Raw genomic sequence first — 21957 nt, forward strand, 5'->3', positions numbered from 1 at the left:
CTGCAGGATATCCTGACAGCGATATGCCAAAAGGATAAATCATGAGGAAGATTTTCTCTGAAATTGCACGGGGCGCTGGCACCCTGCCCGACTGCGGGCCTCACCCGGGAACGATGTTCGTCGTCATCCTTACCTTGGCCACAGGGCTCGCCGGCGGTCAGGCCGGCGGCTTGAAGGGGTTTGCGTTCGGAACGGCTTTGGCAGCCTTCTTCTACGTACCGATGTGGCTCTGCGGATGCGTCAGCAGGGCGCGATACCAAGACCGGATCGATGCCAAGGCAGCAGCAAGGGAGAAAGCTCATGCTGCCCAATCCTGATCTCGCGCCAGACCTTCCTGAATTTGACCCTGAGACTGGTGTGGCCCTGAGCGAACTTCCCGAACGCAATTGGGTGTCGAACCATGCGGTCAAGAGGATCCGAAAGAGGCTCGGTGTACCCAAGAAGGCTGCCCAGCGCGAAGCGGAGCGGGCCCTTGATGGCGCTAAGATTTCAGACTTTGTGGGCCAGTTTCGGAGGCACCTAGACTGGCTACGGCATCGTCACGGTGTGGGAGCCACCTACCGAGTGACCGGTAACGCGATCTTCGCTTTCCAATACGGGGACTTGGCCACTGTTTTGCCGATCCCAGCACAGTACCGGAACACGGTCAACGCCCAGCTCAAGCGGATGGAGAAATCAGAGTCTCTCCCCGCTTCGGCCTCAGCCTGAATCTCATTCGAAGGACACCACTACACATGCTGATCGACAAGATCGAATTCACCGAAGATTTTCGCCTATTCAAGAAAGGCGACACCTTCACCCTAACCGATCGGGTGACCATCATTACCGGGGACAATGGCTCCGGCAAGAGCAGCCTGGTGGGCTGCATCCGTGCCCATTTCGAGACAGCGTGGTCGCGCTCACAAGTCATCAGCAGCTTTGACAAGAGCCCGGTCGCTATCACACCCAAGGTGCCGCGCGGCACGAAGATGGCCTACATTGATCTGGCGAAGGATCACCTGCAGGTGCGCCCCGAATTCGACTTCGACAATCTAGACCTGCAACTGACGCTCATGAGCAAGTCCTCGGGCCAGGCCACCGCGTCTCAAACAATTTCGATCGCTCGCTCTGCCACAGCGCCCATCCAGATCATCGATGAACCCGAGCGAGGCCTTTCGGTTGCAAAGCAGATTGTCGTGGGCCACGGCCTCAAGGAAATCATTGCCTCGAAGCCTGACGTGCAGTTCATCGTCATCACGCATAGCCGGGAGGTCATGAGTGCCTTGTGTGACGAGGTCTTGGTGACGCCGAGCGGTGAGCGCCTGCACTTTGACGACTATTGGGGGCAGATGCAGATTAACGGCCTTGGGCAAGCTGGGAGATACATCGAGGCTATGCGGGCCGATCTCGCCGATGCAGCCAAGGAGAGCAACTCGTGAACTCTGAAAAGTACGCAAAGGATGTCGCGAAGGTGCGGTCGGTGTGCGAGGCGCTGGGCCTGAGGTCTCAGGGGACGGTGATCTTGATCGAACGAAATGGCGAGCTCATTGGCATCCCGGCGTCGAGCGTCGAGCCCGACAATCCTGTGGAGAGCCTTCTTAAGATTGCGTTCGACCGAGGCAAGGAGATTGGAGGCTCCGAAACCAAGGTCGAGGTCGAAACCCGCTAGCTGAGCGAGAGCGATGTCAGAGCATTGAGTCCTTGCTCTCATAGCAATTGAGAAGCCCCTTGAAAGCCGGGGCAATCAAAGCTGCAGGGGGTAAAATGAAACTCAACGTAGGATACGATCCTTCCTGCTCTGTCGCAGACCATCAGTCTTCAGTAGGCAAGACGGAATTGAAAGCCCAGCTTCGCCAGGTCAACGCCGATGATAGAGACTTCCTTCATAGCCTTTTCCTCCTGATCCTTCATGGATCAATCTGGCACAAGTGCCGTCAGGAGGGGCTAACCAACCCATCATCAAAGCCCATACTGACCATAAGCGCCGCGTCCGCTCACCCTCAAGGATCAGGCAGGTCAATATCGAGAGGCCTTCCGGACCTCCGGACCTCACAGCGGAAAGAGGCACCTGTGGCCGCGACCGTCTTCTTCAGTCCAGTCCGGCTCGCGCGCGGCGCAAGCCTCGCGGGCCCAGGGACAGCGCGGGTGGAAATCGCAGCCCGGGGGCCGGTTCACCGGGCTCGGCACCTCGCCTGAGAGCGCCACGCGCTCTTGGCGCGCCTCGGGGTCGGGCTCGGGGTTCGCCGCCAGCAGCGCCTTGGTGTAGGGGTGCCGCGGGTGCGCGAAGACCTGCTCCGTCGGTCCCTGCTCGACGAAGCGCCCCAGGTACATGATCGCCATCTGATCGGTGACGTGGCGCACGAGGTTGAGGTTGTGGGTGATGATCACGATCGCCACGCCGCTGCGCGCCTGCACCTCGGCCAGAAGGTTGAGCACCTCGCCCTGCACCGACATGTCGAGCCCGGCGGTGGGCTCATCGGCGATCAGCAGCTTGGGGTCGAGCGCCAGCGCCCGCGCCACGCCAACGCGCCGGGCCTGTCCGCCCGAGAGCTGGTGCGGATAGCGCGTGGCGAACTCCGCCGGCAGTCCGACCAACCCCAGCAGCCGCTCGGCCTCGGCGCGGCCCGTCGGCAGCCCGTTGATGCGCAGCGGCTCGGTGACCAGCGATTTTACCGTCAGCCGCGGCGACAGCGAGCCCACCGGGTCCTGCCACATCATGGACATTTCACGCCGCAGCCGGGCCCAGTCGCGGCCTGAGGCCCCCGAGATCTCGGCCCCGTCGAAGCGGATCGAGCCGCCGGAGGATTTCTTCAGCCCGATCAGCGTCCGGGCGATGGTCGACTTGCCCGAGCCGCTCTCGCCCACCAGCCCCAGTGTCTGGCCCGGCTCGAGCGTGAACGAGACCCCGCAGACCGCCTCGAAATCGTGACTCTCGCGGCGCAGCGCCGCTTTCAGCCGGCCCTGCCGGGCATAGCGGATACGCAGGCCGGTGACTTTCAGAAGGCTCATGCCGCGTCCTCCGCCGGATCGTTGAGATGACAGCGCGCCACCTGCCCCTGCCCCGCGGCGTAAAGCGGCGGTTGCTCGGCGGCGCAGCGGGCGAAGGCCTTGGTGCAGCGCGCCCGGAAGGCGCAGCCGGCGGGCGGCTGGCGCAGGTCGGGCAGCGTGCCGGGGATTGTCGGCAACTGCCGGGTGGCCTGCCGGATCCGGGCCGGATCGCAGTCGAACAGCGCCTGCGTATAGGGATGACGCGGCGTGTGGAACACCTCGCGCACGGCGCCCCGCTCGACCACCTCGCCGGCGTACATCACCGCCACCCCGTCGCAGAGCTCGGCCACGGTGCCGAGGTGGTGCGAGACGAACAGCACCGAGCAGCCGAACTTCTCCTGCAACTCGCGCAGCAAGGTGACAATCTGCATCTCCAGCGTAGCGTCGAGCGCCGTGGTCGGCTCGTCGGCGATCAGCAGGTCGGGCCGGGTCAGTAGCGCCATGGCGATGCACACCCGCTGGCGCATGCCGCCGGAAAGCTGATGCGGGTAGACGTCGAGCTTGGTCGCCGGGTCGGGCAGTTGCACCTGCTCGAGGAACTCGATCGCGCGGGCCCGCTTCTCGGCCCGGCTGCCGGGCTCGCGATACTGGATATCGATCATCTGCTTGCCGATGGTGGTCACCGGGTTGAGCGAGGTCATCGGGTCCTGGAAGATCATCGAGATGCGCCGGCCGCGCAGGTCGCGCCACGCCTTCGGCCCCAGCTGCGCCAGGTCCTGCCCGCCCATGTGGATGGCACCGCCGGCGACCCTGGCGTTCTCGGCCAGTAGACCGATCATCGAATAGGCCAGCGTGGACTTGCCGCAGCCGCTCTCGCCGACAAGGCCGAGCACCTTGCCCTTCGGCACCTCTAGATAGATGTCTCGCAGGGCGTGGATGGTGCCGCGCGGAGTGTCGAAATCCACCGACAGCCCCTCGACCGAGACCAGGGGGTCGGCGGCCCGCAGAGCCTCTGCGGTCGGATGTGATGCAACGGAGGGTGCCATCAGCCGGCCTTTCTCAGCTTGGGGTCGAAGATGTCGCGCAGCGCCTCGCCCATGAAGGTGAAGCCCAGGGTGACCAGGATGATTGGGATCGAGCCGCCAATCACCGGCCAGGGCGAGTTGCGGATGAAGTTGTAGCCATCGTTGAGGATCACCCCCCAGGACGGCGTCGGCGGGCGCACCCCCATGCCGAGGAAGCTCAGCCCCGCCTCGGTGGCGATGACCAGCGGCACATCCATCGAGGCGAGGATCAGCAGCGGGCCCAGCACGTTCGGCAGCACGTGCACGAACAGAAGTCGCGGCAGGCCGACGCCCATGGCACGCTCGGCAAGGATGAACTCGGCGTTCTTCAGCGCCAGCGTCTGGGTGCGCACGATGCGCGCGTAGATCGGCACTGAGGTAATCGCGACCACCAGCATCACCGTGAACAGGCTCGGACCAATGATGGTCACGACGGCCAGGCCGAAGACGATGGTCGGGAACGAGCGCAGCGCGTCGAAGACCAGCAGCATCAGGTTGTCGAGCCAGCGCGGTCCCAGCCCGGCGATCAATCCCAGCAGCAGCCCGACGCTCAGCGCCGCGGTCAGCGAGGCGGCGGCGACCAGCATGGCGATCCGCCCGCCGGTAATCACCCGGCTGAAGATGTCGCGACCAATATTGTCGGTTCCGAGCCAGTGCTCGGCCGAGGGCGGCGCCATGCGTGGGCCGGTCATGATGGCGGTGGGGTCATAGGGCACGATCCACGGCGCGAGGATCGCCGAGCCGACGATCAGTGCCACCAGCACGAAGCCGATCACCCCGGTGCGGTTGCCAGACAGCACGCGCAGGCTGCGCGCCAGCAGGCCGGGTTCAGGCAGCGGACCCTGGGTTGCGTCGGTCATCTTAGAGCTCCTCTCGCTGACGCGGGTCGAGCCAGGCGATCACCAGGTCAGAGATCAGCGTGGCCAGCACGATAATGCCTGTGGTCACCAGCACCGCGCCCAGCACAATGGGATAGTTGCGCTCGTTCACCGCCTGCACTATCAGCGCGCCGATGCCGGGTCGTGCGAAGATCACCTCGACGAATACCGCCGCCGAGAAGAGGTGCGCCACACCGGTGCCGATCAGCGTCACCGCCGGCTGCACTGCGATCTTGAGGATGTGCGAGCGGGTGATCCAGCCGTCGGGCAGCCCATAGGCGCGGGCCATGCGCACATGTGGCTGGCCCATCACCTCGAGCATCGATGCGCGCACGATCCGCGCCACGTAGCCGACCCATGACACGCCGATGGCAAAGGAGGGCAGGATGAGGTGTGTGACCGCGTCCCAGAAGCCCTCGCCGGCACCGATGGCCGGCAGCCAGCGCAGCCAGACGGCAAAAACCAGCACCGAGTAGAGCGCCATGACGAAGGCCGGGATCGAGATCGTGCCGACCGAGATCACCCCGGTCAGCGTGTCGAGCCAGGTGTTGCGACGCAGCGCCGAGTAGCACCCCAGCGCGATGCCCAGCACCGCCGCCCAGAGGATCGAGACGGTGATTAGGATCAGGGTGTAAGGCAACTGCTCGAAAACGATCTGCGACACCGCGCGGCCGGTGAACACGTCCTGCCCCAGATCACCGCGCAGGATATTGCCGAAGAAGGTGACGATCTGCACCGGCAGCGGCTGGTCGAGCCCCATGGCGACGCGGGTCTGCTCGATCAGCTCGGGCGTGGCGCGCGGGCCGAGGATCATCACCGCGGGATCGCCCGGCACCACGTGCAGCATCAGGGTCAGGATGGAGACCGCGACCATGACGATCACGACCGAAAGGACGAACCTTTGAGTTGCGTAGAATATCACGGGTCGCGGTCTCCCTTCTTACACTTCGCCCTTGAAATCGATGAACAGCGGGCGGCCGTCCGGGCGCAATGCCGGCTCCAGCCCCTCGCGGTACATCACCGGGGTACCTTCATGGGTGATGAACTTGTAGGCGCCGCTGTCTTCCATCAGCTTCTGCATGGTGCGGTAGAACTCGGCGCGTTTTTCGCCGTCGGCCTCGCTCAGCGCCTGCTGGTGCAGCTTGTCGAACTCTTCGCTCGAGAAGCGTTCCCAGTTCCAAACGCCGACCTGATCGGTGACGAACCAGCTGGTCGCGTAATAGGGGTCGGGCAGCATCGAGAAGCGGTTGAGCACCAGCTGCATGTCCTTCCAGCGCTCGCCCTCGCTTTCCATACCGAGAGTCCAGAACGAGCCGGAATCCTGCACGTTGATCTGTGTCTGGATGCCGATCTGCGCCAGCTGCGCCTGGATCACCTCGGCCATGGTCTTCCAGACCGTGGCATTGAGCGCATCGATGGTCAGCGGCTCCGCCGGCGGGCCGCCGGCGGCCTCGAGGTATTCGCGAGCTTTGTCGAGATCACCGGCGACGGGCACCGAGGGGGTCTCGCGGTGGCCCGGCAGGCCCGGCGCGATCAGCCCGGTGGCTGGGGCGGCCTCGCCGAAGTAGGCGGCGTCGATTATCTGCTCTGCGTTGATCGCGTACTGGATCGCCTTGCGCAGGTTCTCGTCGCCGAGCGCCGGGTTGTCGACGTTCATGCCCAGCCACACGTAGTAGAGCGAGGGATATTCCTCGATCACCGTGTCGGCGGGAACGTTGCCGCGGTACTGCGCCAGCGACGACAGGGTGATCTCGGTGTAGTCGAGATCACCGGCCTCGTAGGCGCGCTCGGCGGTCTTGGTGTCATCCATCGGCAGAATGCGGATCTCGTCGAAGCCCGGCGCCTCGCCGGTCCACTCGGGATTGCGCACCAGGTGCACATATTGGTTCGGCTTCCATTCCTTCAAAACGTAGGGGCCGGAGAAGGCCGGCGGCTCCATGCCGAAGCTGCCGCCGCTCTCGGTCGCCTCCATCACCGCCTTCTTCGAGACGATGTGGCCGGTGCCATAGGGCAGCGCGATACTCCACAGCGGCTGGAAAGGCTCCTTCAGGATGATGGTGCCCTCGTATGTGCCGGTCACCTCGACGTGGTCCAGCGGACCCCAGTCGCTCTTCACCGGGCTGTCGTGCTCGAGCACCCGCTCGAAGGAGAACTTCACGTCTTCGGCGGTCATCTCGCCGTAGCCGCCGGTGAACATGATGCCGGGCTTGAGCTTGAAGCGGATGTGGGTGTCGTCGATCTGCTCGATTTCCTCGGCGGCCTCGAGCTCCCAGTCCCACTCACGGCCGGGCACGTAGCGCACCAGCTTGGAGTAGATGCAGTTCATCACGTCGACGTTGTAGCCGTTCTGGTAGAAGCCTGGATCGAGCGCGTCGATGTCGGCATAGGAGCTGACGCGCAGCACCCTCCCGGACTGCGCCCAGATGCGCGAACCGAGCGGCATTGTCGCGGCGGCGATCCCGGTGGCGGTGGCACCGCGCAGGAAGGCGCGGCGGCCGATGCCCGGGTTTGCGGTATTGGTCTGATCGGTCATTCTGGTACTCCCTGTGAGCTGGCCGCTTCGGCCTTCGTTGGTGGTGTCGGGCGTGGACATTGCCCAGTCAAGCGCCCCGCCCAGCAGCCGGGATTTCCGGCGCAGTATTTCATGTCCCGGCGCGTGGTGCAGCGCTGGGGTTGCGATCACGCGAGGTCACGCGGAATTTCGCAGAACCACTCCTGCTCGTGGGCGACGGTCTCGCCTTCCTTCGCGACGAGCTTCGCCTTGATAACGAAATGCGTGGCGGTGGCGGTCATCTCGGTCTCTGTGTGGCTCGACATCCGCCAGTCGCCGCGCGACATATCGAGGTCCCAGACAACATGCCCTTTGAACGAGCGCCAGTCGGTGCCGCTGAAGGAATAGGTCTCGACGCCGCAGGCGCCGGTGGTCAGCCCGTTGTCGGCGATGCGGATGCGGCCGTCGTCGTCGGTGATCCGCACCACGGTCTCACCCTTGGCCAGGTCCTCGCTGACCACCCAGTCGGAACGACCGGCCGCCAGCACGTCCTTTTCCATCGGCGCGGCGCCCTTCGGCGTACCCAGATCGCGCGGCTCCGGGGCATCGGTGGCGGCGCGCAGCGGCAGGACCAGCCGGCTCGACGCGGTGTCGACGCGCAGCGTCACCGGCTCGGGCGACGGCCAAGCGATCGGGAAGTAGCTGGTCGAGATCGCCAGCCGCAGACGGTGGCCGGCCCGGAAGGTCTGGGCGACGTGCTTGAACGGCACGGTGGCGGTGTAGACCTCGCCCGGCACCATCGCCTCGGGCCTCTCGTGGCTGTCGCGGTGCGTGAGGTTTAGCAGCCCGTAGCTGACCCGCGTCGCCGCGCCATCGGGCGCCACGTCGACGAGGCGCGCCGCCACCTGGGCGACCGGCTGGTCCACGGTGAAGCTGAGCTCCAGGTTGGTGTCACCGGCGATCTCCAGCGGGACCGCCAGCGGCGCGGTCTCGAAGACCAAGCTGCCGGCGTCGTCGCGGCGCTGGTCGACCGGCTGGTCCCCGGGCTTGGCGTAGGAGCACCACTTGCCGCCCGCGATGCCGGTGCCGAGCGGCGAGCGGATGTCGCGGGTGCCTGCCGGCGCGTCGTCCCGCCCGAGCGAGCCGTCCGCGCCAAGCGCGAACCAGGTGCGTGCCACGTTCGGCGAGGGCCAGCTCGGCTCCTCGATCCAGCGGCCGTCACGATGGGCATAGAAACTGGCGGGCTCGGCGTGGTCCTGCATGTAGAGGCGCAGTTGCGGCTCGTCCATGATGCCGGTCTCGACGCCCTTGAGCCACTGGTCCCACCAGCGCAGCTCCTCGCCGTTCCAGTCGATCGCCGGCCCCGGCACACCGATGTGCGGGTACTTGTGCGACCATGGGCCGACGAGGCCCTTCTTCGGTCCCTGTAGGCTTTCCATGAGGCGGAACACCGTGCGGCAGTACCCGTCGGCCCAGCCCGACACAGCGTAGACCGGCACCTGGACGCGGCTGATGTCCTCGCAGACCGAGCCGTGCTTCCAGAACTCGTCGCGTCGCTGATGCTCGGCCCAATTCTTCAGCCACAGGCCCGATCCGGTGAGCCGCTGCATCCACATCTCGCGCCACTTTTCCCCGACAAGGTCGGGATCCGGCGGCAGCGTGTTGATGGCGAACATGTGCGAGGCCCAGGAGATCTGGTCCACCACCATGGTGCCGCCCATGTAGTGCACGTCGTCAGCGTAGCGGTCATCGGTCGAGGCGATCGACACCACGGCTTTCAGCGCGGGCGGCTGCAGCGCGGCTACCTGCAGGCCGTTGAAGCCGCCCCAGGAAATGCCAACCATGCCGACGCCGCCGTCGCACCAGTCCTGTGCGGCGATCCAGGCGATCACGTCACAGCCGTCCTGCAGTTCCTGCGCGGTGTACTCGTCGACCATCAGCCCCTCGGACTCGCCGGTGCCGCGCAGGTCGACGCGCACATAGGCATAGCCGCGCGCCGCGATATAGGGGGCACGCACCGCGTCGCGGGCCAGCGTGCCGTCGCCCTTGCGGTAGGGCAGATACTCGAAGATCGCCGGCACCGGCGCACCGTCCGCCGGGCGCCAGATGCGCGCCGCGAGGATGCAGCCGTCCGGCAGCGCGATCTCGACGTGGCGTTCCTCGATGACCTCTTGAAGCGGGCTGTGCTGGTCCATGCGGCGGCGTCCTTTCGTATCAGTGCCGCAGATCGTGACATGCGCACGACAGCGTCACAATTTCGCGTCATGGCGCAGGTTGACTTCTAAAGTGCGTCAGGTAGCTTCAGATCATGTCCATTGACCCAATGTCAGCCAACCTCGGTTTCGCCTGCACGCTCTTTCCGTCCATCGCGCATGTCTGCCGCCGGATCGGAATCAACCGCCAGCAGTTCAATAAGTACCTCTCGGGCACCGTCCGCCCGTCGCGCCACAACATGCGGAAGATCTGCGATTTCTTCGGGGTGACCGAAGCGGAATTGCTGATGGAACCGGTGCGTTTCACCGAGCTGATCTCGCTGCGCCGACGCCCGGGCGGCGAGGTAGAGGCGACACCGCTCGGCCCTACTCTGAAGCGGCTCAACCAGTTCTCCGAGCCGCTCGACCGCTACTGCGGCGGCTACTTCCGATATTACCACTCCTTCAGTAATCCCGGGCGCATCATGCGCTCCTACGCGCAGATCACACGCAAGGACGGCTATTTCCTGTGGAAGAACGTCGAGCGCGAGGTCTCGGTGCAGGGCGGTGCGCAGGACGTCTTTAAGTACGAGGGCCTGGTGTTCTTTCTCGGAGAGCGCATCAACGTGGTGGAAAACGAAGCGATGCTGTCCTCCTCGATCACCCAGATGATCCTGTATCCCTCGTACAACGCTGGGGTCGACTACCTACTCGGCGTCCAGACCGGCGGGCCGCTGAAGCGCGGGCGCAAACCCGCAGCCTCGCGGGTGGTGCTCGACTACTTGGGACAGAACGTCGATGCCCGGCAGGCAATCGTGCAATGCGGCCTTTTCCCGCCGGAGGCGCTCGATCCGCGGATCGTCCAGCTTGTGCGCAACGACATGGCGCCGGGCGCCTGGACCTTCGATGTTGAGCAGCTGTGAAACATTTTGCAGAGCTTGACTGTGAACTCGACGCGACGTCGATCTATGAACACACTCCGAGTGTGTTGCGAAGTGTGGTGTCGAGAGCGATGTCTACACCTGCCCGCACGGCAAGGGCTCACCTCTGAGAATTAAGAGTCCGTGCGGAAAAGTCTGAAAACAATGACCTAAAAGGCGTCGAAGCTGGACGTCAGAAGGGTTCAAAAACCTCGATGCCCTTAGAGAGGTCGTCGAGGTCAACCTGAATGTCGTAGTCTTTGAAGGCACGCGCAGGGGGCTGATTGTCCAGGCGCGGATCACCCACCTCGATCAAGTCCTCTCCACTGCGGCGATGGGTGGTCACGCGATCGAACAACTTATGAGCCTGAGCGTTGCCCAACGCGCTTTGGTGCTTGAAGACGATCAGACGGCGCGCGGCCATCTCTCCACGGGTGGCCGCGCGGTCGAAGTCGAACATGTCCCGGATCGCGATCCAAAGTAGCTGCAGGTCATCATCGTCGAAGCCGGTCTTCTTGGCGCAGTTGGCATTGATGTAGCCGTGCACGCGATAGAGGCCGTAGGGAATGATGAACTTGGAGCCCATCGTCCGTTGCTTTTCGCGGTCTTTTTCGTTGGTGACCGTCCCCCGCGTGATCCCGATGTTGATCGGCATGACGGGCTCGACCGACCGGGCGAAGTTGATCTGCACAGGCCCACGAACCGAGCCGGCGTTGACCTCATTGGTCATTACGGCACCGAAGGCCCGAATGTCGAAGAAGGTGTCACACATCCAACGGGTGATCGCGGCCGCCTTGTCAGCTTTTTCAGGAAGTTTGGCGGGCTTGGGTTTCTCACCCAACGCTTCGTAGGCCCGAGCATGCGCTTCGTTCAGAACGGTGCCCTGCGACTGGTAGATGCTGAACCCGTCGTCTTCACCACAGTTCTCACTCACGAAGTTCCGGATCTTGCGCTTTAGGGCAACGTCGGAAACGAGGCCGTGCATAGTCTCGGGGTCTTGCCGCGGCATGGCGCCGGCATCCGGGTCTCCATTGGGGTTGCCGTCCTTCACATCGAAGTAGAGGACGAACTCATAGCGGTTCTGGATCGGATCGATTTCCGGCTTGTTCATCAGGCGATCTCCTTTTCCTGTTCTGATTGGTTTTCGGCGGTTTCTGCAGAGATTGCTTCGGCCTTGCGCTTGGCATCCTGGCGCACCCATTTGTCGGCCTTCTGGTGGTAGTAGCCGGTCGTGAAGCGCCCCTGCCCTTCCAGGCCCAGAATGCGCGGCATGGTTAATCCAAGGCCGCCCTTCACCTCCCCGACCTGCTTGTCGAACCAGTGGGCGAGGTGTCCCGACCCATTGCGTCTGATGAGCTTCAGATGGTGACTGATGTTGCGCTCGAGCATTGGGAAGATCCGTGCCGGTGTCGCCGAGGCCGCGCCGAAGTACCGATCCCGAATAGTCGAGTTGAGGCCGGGCAGAGCCTTGCTCTGGATATCTTCCAGCAGGGCGAAGAGACGGCCAAGAAGGTAGGCTTCATCAGTTACTGTCGTATCTAGGCTCACGGGTAGTTTCTCCTTGTAGGTGGTCTGGTTGACGACGGCTCGGCAGATGGCTGCGCGGCGGCCGTTCACCTCCTTGTCTTTGCGAATGCGCTCGAGGGTCTTGCTCATCAGGGAGACGGGAAGGTTTCGTCCAGTCAGGACAGATTTCAGGATTTCCCCCGACAGCAATGGATCGGCGTCGCTGAGGCTGCGCGTCCCATTCTTGCCGGCTGGGACGGTCTCCAGAACGATCGACCAGACCGCCGGAATGCCCTTCCACCCCTCAGGGGAAATGGTCATCTCATCCCAAAATTTCAGAGTGTTCTCGGAAAACTCTGAAACTGTTCCCGGCTTCCAGAACCTAACCACGATGCGACTTGCGTTTGGGGCAAGGCCGAGCAGAAACACCTCGGTATCGGGGTCGAGCCGCGAGAAATCCGAAGGTTTGCCCTGGGACAGTTTCCGCATGGTGTCCCGCACTTTGGAAGCCTCATCGGCGTCTGTTGGCGGGTCCATGACCGCGCTCATGATCCAGTCGCACTCGTCGGATGCCTCGCCTTCGGCCGCCTTCGCCCAAAAGGCAACTGTGGTGTCTCCCACCAGCGCATTCCTGCGGTTTTCACCGCGCTCTGCGAGCAATGTATTCAGGGCAGTCACGTAGCCGAAGGCGGCCTTTTCAGACACGGGAGCGTTCGCCCCGTTCTTCTTGTCATGCGAACAGAACGAGGACTTGTTGAACGAGACCATGTAGCCGCCGGATGCTTGAGAACCTCGAACGCCTTTGATCGGCATGTGGATCTGTGCCAAGGGCCCTTCTTCACCGGTAACAAGGCACTTTACGAGCTCTCCATCACCGGCCTTTTGCGCCTCTGTGACAATGGACGGGTGCTGATGCAGGACAACTTTGTCGTTCCCCTCGCCGATCTCGATCTGGAGCGTCTGCAGGAGCGCTTGAGGGTTCAGTTCGCGCTCAACGAACATCTCCGGCGTCCATTCTTCGAAGAACCGGAGGACAGCTTGCAGATGCTGGTCATTGGTTCCGTCAAAGAGCTCACGGTGCCGTTCGATGAATGCGGTGTGTTTCTCGGCCGCCCGCGGAGACAGGTTTGCTTCAAACGACTTCCTTCCGCCGACTTTCACCTCTTTTGCATCGACACCGAGGACATAGGCACAGGTGTCGGCGCCGAGCCGGGGCAGAACACCTGAGGTCCTCTGCACCCGGGGCACAGCTTTGCGCACCGGTTGGGGGGTCTCATTCTTGAGGCTCCGGATGTCCGTCAACCGAAGGAAGTTTCCTTCCATGTCGATCTCCAGGGCGAAGCCGACGTATTCCATCGATAGGCCGAACCCAGGAGCCTCGCCATTTTCGAGCAGCCGACCATAGAGGTCATTGAGGGCCGTCAGCATCGTCATGACAGCAAGCCTTCCTGCCGGGCGCGGGCGACATCTATGACACCGTCGGACATGAGAGCCTCATAGAAGATCGGCGTGACGCCTGCTTCGTAGTCGAGGTCATAGAGCATGAGGCCGAGCTCTCTCTCGCCTTTGAGAGCAGACACCGGGATCTCGTCATCGATCAGCTCGAAGTCCGCGGCGAACTCGCGCAGGCCCAAGAACGGACGCTGGAAACAGGCTCCCCGCCGAGCTCGCCGACGGAACATGTTCAGATGTTTGTCGACCGTATCTTCTTCTGATTTCCCGGTAAGCTCTATGTGGGCCCCGATGACATAGTCCACGTCCTTCAAAGCCTGCATGGCCCGCTGCTGTCGATGCTTCCGGTGCGAGACATCGTATTGAGTGAGAGATGGGTCAGAATGCCTCCACCCCTGCTCCGCAGCAGTCGGTGTCAGCTTGTCGGAGACCTCGCTCTTACGAAGACTCTGAAATTGGATCGGCTTGAGCACATGGATGCGATCCACCACCCAGCGCATTGCGGGCTTCCAATGGATAGCCTCGAGCAAGCCCCGCGCCGCGGATGGCGTGGGGGCCTCGTAGGAGAGACGTTCGGCCTTGTTTTCGGGGCGCGTGAAACAGGCGAAATCGCCCCAGACCCTGAGCTTAATCGACTTCATCAAAAGTTCTCCGGAATAGAAAATCCAGCGGAGCGGTCGTAGAGAGCCTCCGCACGCAGCACGACAAAGCTGTCACCGAACTCATCTCGGCGGACCACCTCTGCCAGTCGGCGGTCAATAAGTGCCTGCCGTGTCTTCGCGTTGATGGAGATCGTGAAGTTCTGCATCTCGCGCGAGATCACGCCACCTGTGGGGCAGGTTCGCAGAGTGCGCTCAGCCTCCTGAGTGAGCCCATACTCCCCCACGCCGATAATCAGCGGCAGAGTGACCTCCTGGATGAGCTTGAAGAGAGCTGCGATGTTGGCGAACGGGTAGTTGAGATCGCGCGACCGGGCGATGACACCGATCTTGTCCATGATCTCGGCGCCATCCAGATCACCAGCCTGCTGCCGGACAGAGTAGAGTCTCTGAAAATAAGCCCGGATCGTATCGGGGTGCAGGAGATCATCGAACCGCGGGATGATGGCGCGCGCCGCGGCGGCATTCTGCTCGATCTCGGGCGGGATCATGTAGAACTCGGTGGGCTCGAAGATGAACACTTGCCCGGGGCGGTCCATCTTGCCGTTCCTGTTGCAGCGACCTGCCGCTTGGGCGATGGAGTCGATCCCCGCTACGGCGCGCCAGACCTCAGGGAAGTCAATGTTGACCCCGGCCTCGATAAGAGCGGTCGAGACCAGAGTGATTGGCAAATCGGGGTTTTCCGCACGCCGGTCGAGGCGCTCTTTGACCTCCGTCAGGACCGCTCGCCGGTGCAGGGCCGTCATATTGGTCGTCAGATGGTAGGTGCCTTCCCCGCGAAGCTGTTCGAAGAGGTCCCGCGCATGGGTCTTGTTGTTGACGATGACCAGGGCCTGGCGGCCACGAACCCGGTTACACAGATCTTGATTGCTGATCCGGCCCGCATTGTGGATGTCGACCCGCTTCAACTCGTGATGGAGCCGATGAGGCTCAGGTGCGAGCTCTCTTACCTTCTCACGCGGGAGCGCCTCCGGGATCTCGAGGCCGTCTTCATCCAGCACAGCTGGCTGGGTGGCCGTGCACAGGACGATCGAGCACCCATATGCGCGGCAAAGTTCCTGAATTGCTGCGAGGCATGGCCGCATGAAGAGGATGGGCAGGCTCTGCGCTTCATCCAGGATGATGACCGAGTTGGCGATATTGTGCAGCTTGCGACACTTGGAGGTGCGGTTGGCAAACAGGCTTTCGAACAGCTGGACGGCCGTTGTGACCACCACGGGGCGATCCCAGTTTTGGGCAGCCTGAATGGCGCCGCGCTGGTGACGCTCGTTGTCCAGAGAGAACGGATCAAAGCTTTAGTGGTGCTCCAGAACCGCATCCGGATTGCCCAGCGCCTTGCGAAACTCCATCGCGGTCTGCTCGATGATGGCGTTGTAGGGAGCGACGTAGATGACGCGACGATGACCATGGTGCGCAGCATGCTCGAGAGCAAACTTGAGAGAGGCGAGCGTCTTCGCCCCGCCGGTGGGCACTGTCATGGAAAAGAGCCCAGGCTCCCAGCTTGACCGCTCTCCCGCAGTCCTCTGTACACGGTCCCTCACCTCGTTGACGAAGGTTGTCGGCTCACCGAACGATGCGATGGTCTTGTTGAGAGCTTTCCTGAGTGGCGATAGCGTGGGGGACGCATCACGCCGACGCTTCCACATGAAGGCTTCAGTCTCCATATAGTCAGCATCCACCAGAGCGGAGAATACCATTCTTGTGAGAAACTGGATTTCGAAGTGGTCGGGTCGGCCACCGGTCAGGGGCTTTGGAGGTCTGGGCGCGCTGGGCTCGGTTCCCTTGGGGATCTCCACATCAACGGCCCCCAGAAGTCGTTCCTCGAGCGGGACTGTGGGCGAGGCGCCTTCAATCGCCTCACCGCGGCCGTTTGGGAGGCCCGTGTGGTGCCCAGCGATGATGTAGGCCATCAGTTGGGCCATATTGGGGTTCGTGACCTCGAAGGCTTTCTTGGCGCCGTCCACAGCATGGGGCACCTGCTCACCCCCCAAAAGGTAGTCCTGAAAGCCTTTCTTGGCCTTCCCCAGATCGTGCAGAAGGCCGCATGCCTCGCCCATCCAACCGGCACCGAACTGATCTGCGCGAGCGTCGGCGCCGCGAGCCACGTTTCGGGCGTGATCTTCATAGGTCTCCCATTCGGAGACCGGACGACCCTCAAGGGTGTGAGCGTATATTGCAGTCAAATTTTATCCATGACGGAAGCCGTCTATTCTTTCTTACGGCTGGATAGCTTATGACTGCAGGAGGGGTCAATCCTTAATATTCTGTAAGGACTGCGCCAGCGTGCAGCGCAATCCTTACAATCGTAACAAACGCTGGCCTTTGAGCGCATCGCTTGTCGCAAGCATCCCGTGGGCGTCAGAGGTACTATCGTGCCATGGTTTCAATCCACGCAGCCTTGAGGCTGCAAGACCTTGTACATGAGGTATCTTGAAAAGGAGGTTAACGGCAACCTGTTCCCAAGCGGCCGCCATGTGCCCGATACACCAAGCCAAAATCTTCGAGGTATTCCAATCCACGCGCACACCTGCTCAGGTTTGGTGGGAGCCGCTTTCTCAGCGATCGGCGGCCCCCAGGCGATAGCAAAGCTCTGCCGATGCCCTCCCGATTTCCAATCCACGCGCTGGTGTGCGCACACAGCATGTGGAGACCAGGGTTCCCAAACGGTAAACGGCTGCCGAGCGCTTCCGCCGGACAGCCGTCATGATCGCCTTCTTCCACGGGTCCACAGGTGATTTTCCAATCCACGGGTCCATTGGATGGCGTCAAAGGGAGATCCCAAATAAGCTCAACCCGATTTTCAATCCACGCGTCACGATGGACGCGAACACCCACCCGTATAGCGAAGCTCTCTTAAATCTGGATTAATGGAGCTCGAACCGCAAGCACCTCAGCTCACCTCGGTCCCACGCCCGGTACGGCCTCCAGCTCGGCTGCCTGCTCGCGCTCCAGCTTCAGAGCCGCTGCGATCGACTTACAGACGGTGCGAGCAACATCTGTGTCTCCTGCAGCCGGGCCCCGGGCATCAGGATTTCCGTCGAGACCAAGAAGCTCTCGCATAGGAATGACGATGACGTCTGCCGAAGCGACATCGGACGACCCGATGTTGTAGGGCATACCTTTGTGGACGGCCTCCGAAGCCTCCATGAGGTGTTCGTGGATATCTCCGCGCCTGCTCGAGATCATCTCAAGCTTTTCCAAAACCATCTCGGCGAACGCCTTCTGTGCTTTGTCACCTGCGGATGTGGCCAAGTCCCCCTCTCTGGTGAGGAACTCTCTCGCATCTTTCAGAAGACGTTCCGGGCTCCTTTGAGCCCAGCGCTCTACCTGAGCCGTGTTTGCGGCCGGAGTTCCAGCCGTATCCGCCATGATGGCCCAGTGGGTCATTTCGAGAAGGTCCAAGGCACCGCGCTTGGGGATGTCCGCCGCGCCGTCAGGAATGAGGCCAATGATATTCGCGACGTTCCGCAGGTGGGTCCTTTTTGAGTTCCGGGTCGTGCCCAGGAGGTGGCGGCGAAATGACATGGTGTAGTCCTCTTACATTCTGAAAATTTGACTGAAATCCGGTTCCGGGTCGTCCTCTTCCTCGAGGGTGTCCACCGGTTCGTAATAGGCGTACTGGCTGTGCCTTACGGAAACGTTCTCACCGAGTTGGTCGCGCAGGACGAGAAGGACTGAGGTCGCGCAGCCTGAACTAAGGTCATCGGTCGCCCAGGCGCCGGACACTATGATTTCTGTGCGGGCGAGATCTGGTGCAAATGCCTCCGCCGCGGCCTCCTGCCCTTCGAACTCGATTTTCTCTCCCTTGAGCGCCCCGAAGGATTTCCAGTCTGCGAAGGGCGCCTCTCCCCCGTCGCAGCCCCAAAATTTTCGAGCGTAGTGTCCCTGCTCGGCATTCCTCTGAAGGGCCTCCATGATGAGATTATTCTCATGCCCGGATAGCTCATCGGAGAGAAAGCCATCGATGACGACCAGTGGGCCTGAATGCTCTGAGACCTCTTTGAGAACGGCCTTCCTAAGTTTGTTGGCGCGATCTGGGCCGATCTGCATGCGGGCCGACCCGCACATACTGCCGGGATGAACCAGCACCAAAGCTTTTGTTTTCTCAGCGCTTCCAGCCATGACTCTTTCACCTTTTCACTGTCGAAGGCTAAGTGCGATCACGGTTGAAATCGAACAGAGGCAGCGCGGCTCTCAGCTCATATTATCGGCTACGACATTCGCAACGCCCCTGCCCCGGACACTTTCCGCCATCGGCCCACGTCACAAGGTCTACGAGGCCGACGACTGGCACCTCTATACGCCCCGCCATGAACCCGAGGCGAGCCTCATCGGTCATCTGACCTTCGCGCTACGCTTCACCGGCGCAGTCCGCCGGTATCCAGGCGGAACCGAGAACGTCAACATCTTCCGAACGCTGTCGCGGGAAACCCCAAACTGACGCGCAGCCTCGCGCTGGCTCATGCCTTCTGAACAAGCCAGGCGAACCTTCCGATACAAATCCACGGTGAAAATCCTCCCGCCATCCCTGTCGCCAGAAAGGGTAAAGGTGGACGACTTTTACGCCGCCCGCAGCGGGCTCATCCCGCCGCTACCGTGGTCGACTTTCTCACCGCCGTTCTCATCAATAACGCCACACACCGGCCACTGCGCTTCGTCGAGGTTCGGGCCGATGCGCTGCCGCCGTCGCAGATCACCGGGGCTGCCCTGGCCACCTATCCCGGCACGCTTCGGGCCTATACTCCTGCACCCGCCCCGGACCGGAGCGCCGAGGTCGACATCGTCGGAGAAGACGGGCTGCGTAATACAATTTACGTCGATCCCTACAACGGCCACGTGCTGGGCGCACTTTGGGACGGCGGCCCGACAGGCAGCCCGGCAATGTATGTCGTGCGCAAGCTGCATTCTCTGGAATACGTAGGCTGGTTCGGTAACCGGTTGATCGAGGCTGCAGCGGGCTGGATGGTACTCTTGGTAGCCAGCGGCATCTACCTTTGGCTTCCGCGCGGCCGCAAGTCCGTGGGAACGCTTAGTATCAAGGCCACGCGGGGTCGCCCTTGGTGGCGCGACCTGCACGCTGTCACCGGGATTTACACCGGCACCTTCATCGTCTTTCTCGCGCTGACCGGCCTGCCCTGGTCCGGGGTCTGGGGGACGAAGTTCTACGAAACCGCCTATGCGCTCGGCCTCGGCATGCCGGATGGCTACTGGTCCAATACGCCGCAATCCACTGTTCCCACTGAGGACGTTGTGGACCGCGCCCCTTGGATCATGGAGCGGCAGCTGATCCCGTCTTCGCAGGAACCCGAGGGCGGCGCGCATGCAGGACACAACTCGGAGGCTATGGCCTCCGAAACATCGGGTGACACAGTGCCTCCGAGCCTCGACGCCGTGGTCGCGACGGTCGAGCGTCTGGGTATCGTGCCGGGCTATGCCATAAACGTGCCCACCACGCCGAGCGGGGTCTTCACGGCCTCCGTCTACCCGGACGACATCACGTATGAACGGGTCATCCACCTTGATCGCTACACGGGCGAGGTTCTCTACGACGCCGGTCTCGAAGATCTGGGCACGCTGGGTCGCTGGGCGGAATGGGGCATCTCGGTCCATATGGGTCAGGAATGGGGCTTGCTGAGCGATAGCGGTCGTTCGCCCCAGAAGAGATCGGCATGGGGACCCAAGCACCATTCGGAAATGCTTCATCCAACATGCCGGTGCCCTTTGACGTCGAAGCTGTCACGTCTGGCTTCGCCGCTCTCTCGGGGTTCCAAGAGAAGTTCTCGAGCATCGCTCTGGAAGCCGTATCTCTGTCGACGGATGTTTTCGCTTCGTCGACCAAGAAGGCGTTGAGCAATCTTAGGACTTTGTCCGAAGTCCGGGAACGGCCCGAGTATAGTTCCGCGCTTGCGGAGTTTTTGCAGTCACAGGCCCTGCTCGCGCAGGACATGGCCGCTGCGCTTGGCGAGGTCATGAAGGGCAGCGGGACGGCGATGAGCGAGTTGACGGCCGTTGCGACTGACGATGCCACCGCAGCTGTGTCGGAAGCGGCGAAGGCGTAGCATCCCGAAGCCGCTTCCGACACAGCTAGTCGGTACGTCCTCTAAACCGGTTCGACAGCGGCGGCGCGTGGCGTCCGCCATCGGTTCATGAAGCGCCACCAGGCACGCATTGTGTCTGATGTCTGGCTGAGTGCCCATCATAGATGGTTGGCGAGACGCGCGCACATAGCAACGATCTCGCATCGTTGTTGACTGAACATGAGCTGTGCAGCGACAGGGGCCCGGATCCAAGGTCCTTCATTGAGATTTCCGCCGATCCTGCCGAGCAATGTGTGCGCGATCCGAGCAGTACGCTCGCAAACCTCTTCAGGCCCGGCCACCTTCTTCAGACAGAGCATCCGTTGAGTTCTGTGCCGTGCTAAGCGCCCCGGCGCAGATCGCGATTAGAAGCGCTGTGCCGCCGACCATGGCGAAGGGTACCCGCAGCGAGGTCGCATGCGCGATGAAACCGATCAGCGGAGGTCCGAAGAGCATTGCGCCATAGCCCAGCGTTGCGACCGAGGCGATGGCCTGCCCGGCGGGCACCACGGGGTCATTGGCGGCGCGGGAAAATGCCATGGGGATAACTGCGGCACAGCCCATGCCCATCAAGATGAACCCAGCGAGAGCTATCGGCAGCGCGTCGGCGCCGGCGCAGATCGCGTAGCCCGCCGCGGCAAGAAGCCCGCTGCCGCGCGCGACCGTGGTTGCGCCGAAGCGGCTGATGAGGGTGCCGATGGTCAGCCGCATGATGACCATAGTGATGGAAAACGCCGCGTAGCCGAAAGTCGCCTGGGCTTCGGGCGTGCCCAGCGTGTCGGTCAGGAAGACCGCGCTCCAGTCCACCGCCGCGCCTTCGCCCAAGCCCGCCGCCAGAGCCATGACCGCCACCAGGAGCAGCGATCCGCGCGGCACCGCGAAGATCGGCGCGCGAGGCTCGCCCGCCTGCGTCAAACGCAGCTGCGATTGCCATGGCAGGCGCAGGAACGGCCCGAAGAGCACCGCAGAGAGCAGCGCGGCCAGCGCAAAATGCATCGCGGTCGAGGCGCCCGCGAGGGTCGCCAGATAGCCACCGGCGGCGCCGAGCCCTGCGCCGAGACTCCACATCGCGTGGAAGGACGACATGACCGAGCGTTTCATGTGGCGCTCGACCTCGCTGGCCCAGCTGTTCATCGCTACATCCATCGCGCCGTGGCACATTCCGAAGAAAAAGAGCGCGGCGGCGAGCACGAGCAGCGACTGCGATATCCCTAGGAAGATCACCGACCCGAGGTAGGCCAGCGCGAGCCAGCGCGTCAGCCGGACCGCACCGAAACGGTCGGAGAGCCGACCGGCGAGCGGAAACGAGGTCAGAGCCCCGGCCCCCATGACCAGCAGGAGGCTGCCGAGCGTTCGCTCATCGAGCCCGAGCCGATCGACGAAGGCGGGAATGCGCGAGGCCCAGCATCCGAGCAGAACGCCATTCAGGGCAAAAGCGGCGGCAACCGCCCGCCAGGGGGTTCTGAGATCAGGCATGACAGATTTCGACTCCTTGCTCTTGATATAGGGTGACGCTTTCCGGGCTGGCATCGGTGATCAGCATGTCGAGGTCCTGGCAGTTAAGAACGCGGTGACGGTTGCGCCGCCCCAGCTTGTCCGCGTCCAGTCCAAAGGCCGGATCGAGACTGCAGGCCCCGAGAAAAGCGATGTCCGCCGCGACGTCGGAGAGCGCCATGGCCGACGGAAATTGCATCGCTCGGCGACAACCGTCCCCCGACAGTCACTCCGAAGACGATGGATATCGGAACTGG

General features: G+C 62.7%; 21 protein-coding genes and 1 pseudogene. 6 read left to right on the forward strand and 16 right to left on the reverse strand.

The annotated features are described in order from the left end of the window. The first annotated feature begins 41 nt into the window (after positions 1-41). The 4 genes from ACXAJT_RS23115 to ACXAJT_RS23130 are packed head-to-tail and all read left to right on the forward strand — an operon-like array spanning position 42 to position 1648. Positions 42-317 carry a hypothetical protein gene (locus ACXAJT_RS23115; RefSeq protein ID WP_475239725.1) on the forward strand — a complete coding sequence of 92 codons (276 nt, stop codon included), beginning with the start codon at positions 42-44 and terminating at the stop codon, positions 315-317. After that, positions 301-708 carry a hypothetical protein gene (locus tag ACXAJT_RS23120; protein ID WP_475239730.1) on the forward strand — a complete coding sequence of 136 codons (408 nt, stop codon included), beginning with the start codon at positions 301-303 and terminating at the stop codon, positions 706-708. Before ACXAJT_RS23115 ends, ACXAJT_RS23120 begins: the two co-directional genes overlap by 17 nt. A 26-nt stretch (positions 709-734) precedes the next feature. Then, complete coding sequence (locus ACXAJT_RS23125; protein ID WP_475239732.1) at positions 735-1418, forward strand: AAA family ATPase; 684 nt, start codon at positions 735-737, stop codon at positions 1416-1418. Beyond that, positions 1415-1648, forward strand: coding sequence for a hypothetical protein (locus ACXAJT_RS23130; RefSeq protein WP_475239735.1), 234 nt, complete (start codon positions 1415-1417; stop codon positions 1646-1648). Before ACXAJT_RS23125 ends, ACXAJT_RS23130 begins: the two co-directional genes overlap by 4 nt. A 380-nt stretch (positions 1649-2028) precedes the next feature. Here the strand turns inward: ACXAJT_RS23130 and ACXAJT_RS23135 are convergent, their stop codons facing one another. The 6 genes from ACXAJT_RS23135 to ACXAJT_RS23160 all read right to left on the reverse strand — a co-directional run bounded on the left by ACXAJT_RS23135 (position 2029) and on the right by ACXAJT_RS23160 (position 9595). Then, positions 2029-2988, reverse strand: a complete 960-nt coding sequence (locus ACXAJT_RS23135) for an ABC transporter ATP-binding protein (protein ID WP_475239738.1) — start codon at positions 2986-2988, stop codon at positions 2029-2031. Continuing rightward, on the reverse strand, positions 2985-4013 hold the full coding sequence (locus ACXAJT_RS23140; protein ID WP_475239741.1) for an ABC transporter ATP-binding protein: 1029 nt from the start codon (positions 4011-4013) through the stop codon (positions 2985-2987). The genes ACXAJT_RS23135 and ACXAJT_RS23140 overlap by 4 nt, the downstream gene beginning before the upstream one ends. Then, positions 4013-4891: an ABC transporter permease gene (locus ACXAJT_RS23145; protein ID WP_475239745.1), complete on the reverse strand. Its 879-nt coding sequence runs from the start codon at positions 4889-4891 to the stop codon at positions 4013-4015. Before ACXAJT_RS23145 ends, ACXAJT_RS23140 begins: the two co-directional genes overlap by 1 nt. Before the next feature lies 1 nt (position 4892). Next, entirely contained in the window at positions 4893-5831 is a 939-nt protein-coding gene (locus ACXAJT_RS23150) for an ABC transporter permease (RefSeq protein WP_475239748.1), read from the reverse strand. 18 nt (positions 5832-5849) lie between these two features. Continuing rightward, entirely contained in the window at positions 5850-7442 is a 1593-nt protein-coding gene (locus ACXAJT_RS23155; protein WP_475239750.1) for an ABC transporter substrate-binding protein, read from the reverse strand. A 146-nt stretch (positions 7443-7588) separates the two neighbouring features. Next, entirely contained in the window at positions 7589-9595 is a 2007-nt protein-coding gene (locus tag ACXAJT_RS23160; protein ID WP_475239752.1) for a CocE/NonD family hydrolase, read from the reverse strand. Between the two features lie 113 nt (positions 9596-9708). Between ACXAJT_RS23160 and ACXAJT_RS23165 the strand changes: the two genes are divergently transcribed. Further along, positions 9709-10515: a helix-turn-helix domain-containing protein gene (locus ACXAJT_RS23165; RefSeq protein ID WP_475239756.1), complete on the forward strand. Its 807-nt coding sequence runs from the start codon at positions 9709-9711 to the stop codon at positions 10513-10515. A gap of 190 nt (positions 10516-10705) precedes the next feature. Here the strand turns inward: ACXAJT_RS23165 and cas7c are convergent, their stop codons facing one another. The 8 genes and pseudogenes from cas7c to ACXAJT_RS23205 all read right to left on the reverse strand — a co-directional run. Continuing rightward, entirely contained in the window at positions 10706-11623 is a 918-nt protein-coding gene (cas7c, locus tag ACXAJT_RS23170) for a type I-C CRISPR-associated protein Cas7/Csd2 (RefSeq protein ID WP_475239758.1), read from the reverse strand. Further along, on the reverse strand, positions 11623-13452 hold the full coding sequence (cas8c, locus tag ACXAJT_RS23175) for a type I-C CRISPR-associated protein Cas8c/Csd1 (RefSeq protein ID WP_475239761.1): 1830 nt from the start codon (positions 13450-13452) through the stop codon (positions 11623-11625). Before cas8c ends, cas7c begins: the two co-directional genes overlap by 1 nt. Next, the gene (gene cas5c / locus ACXAJT_RS23180) at positions 13449-14111 is read right to left on the reverse strand and encodes a type I-C CRISPR-associated protein Cas5c (protein WP_475239763.1); all 663 of its coding nucleotides are present in this window, start codon (positions 14109-14111) and stop codon (positions 13449-13451) included. The genes cas8c and cas5c overlap by 4 nt, the downstream gene beginning before the upstream one ends. Then, entirely contained in the window at positions 14111-15346 is a 1236-nt protein-coding gene (locus tag ACXAJT_RS23185) for a CRISPR-associated helicase/endonuclease Cas3 (RefSeq protein WP_475239765.1), read from the reverse strand. The genes cas5c and ACXAJT_RS23185 overlap by 1 nt, the downstream gene beginning before the upstream one ends. 78 nt (positions 15347-15424) lie before the next feature. Beyond that, a complete protein-coding gene (locus tag ACXAJT_RS23190) occupies positions 15425-16312 on the reverse strand; it encodes a CRISPR-associated endonuclease Cas3'' (RefSeq protein WP_475239768.1) in 888 nt (295 codons plus the stop codon). A gap of 712 nt (positions 16313-17024) precedes the next feature. Then, positions 17025-17654, reverse strand: coding sequence for a hypothetical protein (locus tag ACXAJT_RS23195; protein WP_475239771.1), 630 nt, complete (start codon positions 17652-17654; stop codon positions 17025-17027). A gap of 12 nt (positions 17655-17666) precedes the next feature. Next, positions 17667-18251, reverse strand: coding sequence for a hypothetical protein (locus ACXAJT_RS23200; protein WP_475239775.1), 585 nt, complete (start codon positions 18249-18251; stop codon positions 17667-17669). A 231-nt stretch (positions 18252-18482) separates the two neighbouring features. Then, positions 18483-18635, reverse strand: a pseudogene (locus ACXAJT_RS23205) (helix-turn-helix domain-containing protein); the annotation flags it as partial. Positions 18636-18725: 90 nt separating this feature from the next. Between ACXAJT_RS23205 and ACXAJT_RS23210 the strand changes: the two are divergent. Next, complete coding sequence (locus ACXAJT_RS23210) at positions 18726-19979, forward strand: PepSY-associated TM helix domain-containing protein (RefSeq protein ID WP_475239778.1); 1254 nt, start codon at positions 18726-18728, stop codon at positions 19977-19979. A gap of 515 nt (positions 19980-20494) precedes the next feature. Here ACXAJT_RS23210 and ACXAJT_RS23215 read toward each other — a convergent pair. Further along, positions 20495-21682: an MFS transporter gene (locus ACXAJT_RS23215; RefSeq protein ID WP_475239783.1), complete on the reverse strand. Its 1188-nt coding sequence runs from the start codon at positions 21680-21682 to the stop codon at positions 20495-20497. Next, complete coding sequence (locus tag ACXAJT_RS23220; protein WP_475239787.1) at positions 21675-21899, reverse strand: hypothetical protein; 225 nt, start codon at positions 21897-21899, stop codon at positions 21675-21677. Before ACXAJT_RS23220 ends, ACXAJT_RS23215 begins: the two co-directional genes overlap by 8 nt. Positions 21900-21957: the final 58 nt, after the last annotated feature.

Source organism: Salipiger sp. ABF4_146 (genome assembly GCF_056161345.1).